The organism is Bifidobacterium scaligerum (genome assembly GCF_002802865.1).
Lineage (GTDB): Bacteria > Actinomycetota > Actinomycetes > Actinomycetales > Bifidobacteriaceae > Bifidobacterium > Bifidobacterium scaligerum.
Genome location: NZ_PGLQ01000017.1, coordinates 1 through 3101, shown reverse-complemented (window position 1 = coordinate 3101; position 3101 = coordinate 1). Strand labels below are relative to the sequence as shown.

Below are 3101 nucleotides of genomic sequence, written 5' to 3'. Positions count from 1 at the left end.
AAAAGAGGGGGAGCCTGTACAGGCTCCCCCTCACAAGAATAATGCGGCGGCGTGCTACTCTCCCACACCCTATCGAGTGCAGTACCATCGCCGTGCCAGGCCTTAGCTTCCGGGTTCGGAAAGGGACCGGGCGTCTCACCTGGGCCATGACCACCGCAAAACTGGATTATACGGTCGAACGCGCCCCAAGGGCACGCCCGCCGGCGTGTGGCGGCAAGGGAACCGGAAAGCGGACGCGCAGCAAAAACAAAGCTGTCGATATTTAGTGAAACCATCCCTGACGCATTCCATGCGTCCAAGGAACCCGCAGCAGAACAAAGAAACCCACCCACCCCAAAAGGAGTGAATATGGATTGTGTTGCCTCTCGTCCCTTAGTACCGGTCAGCTCCACCCCTCGCGGGGCTTCCACGTCCGGCCTATCAACCACGTGTTCTCCATGGGGACTACAAGGATTCAAGATCCTACGGAATGCTAATCTCGGAGCAGGCTTCCCGCTTAGATGCTTTCAGCGGTTATCCCTCCCGAACGTAGCCAACCGGCCGTGCCGCTGGCGCGACAACCGGCACACCAGAGGTTCGTCCACCCAGGTCCTCTCGTACTATGGGCAGGCCTCCTCAGCATTCCAACGAGCGCAGAGGATAGAGACCAAACTGTCTCACGACGTTCTGAACCCAGCTCGCGTGCCGCTTTAATCGGCGAACAGCCGAACCCTTGGGACCTGCTCCAGCCCCAGGATGCGACGAGCCGACATCGAGGTGCCAAACCATCCCGTCGATATGGACTCTTGGGAATGATCAGCCTGTTATCCCCGGGGTACCTTTTATCCGTTGAGCGATGCCGCGTCCGTACACCGGCACCGGATCACTAGTCCCGACTTTCGTCCCTGCTCGAGCCGTCGCTCTCGCAGTCAAGCTCCCTTGTGCACTTACACTCGCCACCCGATTGCCAACCGGGCTGAGGGAACCTTTGGGCGCCTCCGTTACTCTTTGGGAGGCAACCGCCCCAGTTAAACTACCCGCCAGGCACTGTCCCAGAGCAGGATCACTGCTCGTGGTTAGACACCCAATGCGAACAGAGCGGTATTTCACCTTGCGACTCCACACCGGCTGGCGCCGGCGCTTCGAAGTCTCCCGCCTATGCTACACAATCCACACCGAATGCCAATACCAAGGTATAGTAAAGGTCCCGGGGTCTTTTCGTCCTTCTGCGCTTAACGAGCATCTTTACTCGTACTGCAATTTCGCCGAGCTCCTGGTCGAGACAGTGGGGAAGTCGTTACGCCATTCGTGCAGGTCGGAACTTACCCGACAAGGAATTTCGCTACCTTAGGATGGTTATAGTTACCACCGCCGTTTACCGGGGCTTGAATTCACCGCTTCACCACAAGGCTGACGGATCCTCTTAACCTTCCGGCACCGGGCAGGCGTCAGTGCATATACCGCGACTTGCGTCTTCGCATGCACCTGTGTTTTTGGTAAACAGTCGCTACCCCCTGGTCTGTGCCACCCCCCAACGCTCCCCAAGCAAGTTGGATCACGCGAGGGGGTCTCCCTTAAACCGAAGGAACGGGAGTAATTTGCCGAGTTCCTTGACCAGGATTCGCTCGATCGCCTTGGTATTCTCTACCTGACCACCAGTGTCGGTTTGGGGTACGGGCGGCACCGCGCCTGACGCCGAAGCTTTTCTCGGCAGCACGGGATCACCGGATTCGGCCCACACGGGCCCCATCATCGCGCCTCACCCATCATGCCCCCCGGATTTGCCTGGGGGACGGGCCACACGCTTGACCACGGAAAACCACCTCCGCGGCCGGCTACCCTCCTGCGTCACTCCTGCGCTCACCTACCGGGGCTACAGTCCCAACAACACCACCATCACCAACCCGAAGGAAGGATCAGGCAATGCCGGAGGTTAGTACTCACCCTTTCGGTCCGGTCGGTTCGATGCCGGTACGGGAATATCAACCCGTTCATCCATTCGACTACGCCTGTCGGCCTCGCCTTAGGACCCGACTCACCCGGGGACGACGAACGTGGCCCCGGAACCCTTGGTCATCCAGCGGACGGGATTCACACCCGCCTCTCGCTACTCATGTCTGCATTCTCACTCCCACGCAGTCCACCATAGGCTTACGCCACGGCTTCGCCCCGCGCAGGACGCTCTCCTACCCAGCATCAAAAGACACTGCCGCGTCTTCGGTGGCGTGCTTGAGCCCCGCTACATTGTCGGCGCGGAACCACTAGACCAGTGAGCTGTTACGCACTCTTTCAAGGATGGCTGCTTCTGAGCCAACCTCCTGGCTGTCTATGCGACTCCACATCCTTTCCCACTTAGCACGCGCTTAGGGACCTTAGACGACGGTCTGGGCTGTCTCCCTCTCGACGACGAAGCTTATCCCCCGCCGACTCACTGCCGGAATACGCATCACGGGTATTCGGAGTTTGGTTGCTGTTGGTACCCAGTACGGGCCCGCAAGCATCCAGTAGCTCTACCCCCCGGATGTAATCAACCGACGCTGCACCCAAATGCATTTCGGAGAGAACCAGCTATCACGGAATTTGATTGGCCTTTCACCCCCAGCCCCAAGTCATCCCCCCGGTTTTCAACCCAGGTGGGTACGGTCCTCCACACGGTCTTACCCGCGCTTCAACCTGCTCAGGGCTAGATCATCCCGCTTCGGGTCCGTGACACGCGACTCAAACGCCTTTTAAGACTCGCCTTCGCTACGCATACCCCACACGGGTTATGCTCGCCACGCATCAACGACTCGCAGACTCATTTTTCGATAGGCACGCCGTCACCCCACCAGGAGGCTCCGACGGTTCGTAGGCGCACGGTTTCAGGGACTGTTTCACTCCCCTCCCGGGGTGCTTTTCACCTTTCCCTCACGGTACTAGTTCACTATCGGTCAGACAGGAATATTCAGGCTTATCCAACGGTCTGGACGGATTCACACGGGGTTCCACGGGACCCGTGCTACTTGGGAAACACGACCGGCAGGCCATGCATGTTCAGGTACGGGGCCATCACCCTCTACGGCCCGGCATCCAATCCGGTTCCCCTGACACACGGCTTTATAACTGCCGGCCGACGCGTCGGC

2 rRNA genes are annotated in these 3101 nt (G+C 59.1%); both read right to left on the bottom strand.

The annotated features are described in order from the left end of the window. Window positions 1-41: 41 nt before the first annotated feature. Window positions 42-158: ribosomal RNA gene (gene rrf / locus CUU80_RS10580) — 5S ribosomal RNA — on the bottom strand. A 194-nt stretch (window positions 159-352) separates the two neighbouring features. After that, a 23S ribosomal RNA gene (locus CUU80_RS10575) occupies window positions 353-3101 on the bottom strand; the annotation flags it as partial.